Source organism: Tessaracoccus lubricantis (assembly GCF_039544535.1).
GTDB classification, from domain to species: domain Bacteria; phylum Actinomycetota; class Actinomycetes; order Propionibacteriales; family Propionibacteriaceae; genus Arachnia; species Arachnia lubricantis.
In genome coordinates this window covers 1-592 of sequence record NZ_BAABLV010000071.1, presented here as the reverse complement: position 1 = coordinate 592, position 592 = coordinate 1, and the positions used below count along the sequence as shown (strand labels likewise).

The 592-nt window shown below is 63.9% G+C and carries 1 protein-coding gene; it reads left to right on the top strand.

The window, feature by feature from the left end; genetic code table 11:
- Positions 1-27: 27 nt before the first annotated feature.
- A partial coding sequence (locus tag ABEA30_RS15875) for a reverse transcriptase domain-containing protein (protein WP_345584606.1) occupies positions 28-592 on the top strand: 565 nt, incomplete at its 3' end.

Here is a 592-nt window from a genome sequence, read left to right as displayed (position 1 = left end):
GCTCGGGCCTATCTGGGGGTACGGAGGATGCAGACCAAGCTGCATGGTTGGGCGGCCACCGATGGTGGTCGCCGGTTCGATGACCTGTGGAACCTTGTGTGTGATCCGGCGTTCTTGACGATGGCGTGGGAACGCGTCGCCGGGAACAAGGGGTCCAAGACTCCCGGGGTGGACCGTGTCACCGTGGCACGGATCAGTTCCGGGGTCGGGGTGGAGGAGTTCCTGCGAAACATTCGAGCCCAGTTGAGGGCTGGAGAGTTCAGGCCGGTGCCGGTGCGGCAGGTGATGATCCCCAAGGCCAGCGGCAAGCTGCGCAAGTTGGGCATCCCGACCGTGACCGACCGGGTGGTGCAGGCAGCTTTGAAGCTGGTCCTGGAACCCATCTTCGAGGCCGACTTCAAGTCGTGCTCCTATGGGTTCAGACCTAACCGGCGCGCGCAGGACGCGGTCGCCGAGATCCACCACTTCGCGAGCAAATCGTATGAGTGGGTGCTGGAGGCCGACATTGAGGCGTGTTTCGACATGATCGACCACACCGCCTTGATGGACCGGCTCCGGTGCAGGATCGGTGACAAGCGGGTGCTCGCGCTGG